The organism is Halomonas sp. SIMBA_159 (assembly GCF_046536035.1).
In the GTDB taxonomy this organism is placed as follows: Bacteria; Pseudomonadota; Gammaproteobacteria; order Pseudomonadales; family Halomonadaceae; genus Vreelandella; species Vreelandella venusta_A.
In genome coordinates this window covers 1-257 of record NZ_JAWJBT010000994.1, presented here as the reverse complement: position 1 = coordinate 257, position 257 = coordinate 1, and the positions used below count along the sequence as shown (strand labels likewise).

Annotated in this window: 1 pseudogene; it reads left to right on the top strand. The window is 47.5% G+C overall.

Annotated elements, in window-relative coordinates:
* Positions 1 to 257 (top strand): annotated as a pseudogene (locus R0J87_RS22235) (MFS transporter); the annotation flags it as partial.

The window sequence follows — 257 nt, the reverse complement described above, 5'->3', positions numbered from 1 at the left end:
CAACAGGTCATGGCGTCGATTGCACCGCAGCGTGATGCTGTGCCGGTACCCGCTTTGCTATCGGAAGAGGCTCATCAGCAGTTATTTGCATTCGACCAACACAACGTAGGTAAAAAACAACATCTGGCTAAGCTATTAAATTGGGCATTGCATGATGTGCTGGCGCAATATGAAAATTCCGTTGTTTTCGGCGAAGATGTTGGCAAGAAAGGCGGAGTTTATGGTGTTACCCAGCATTTAGTGCATGCATTTGGCAG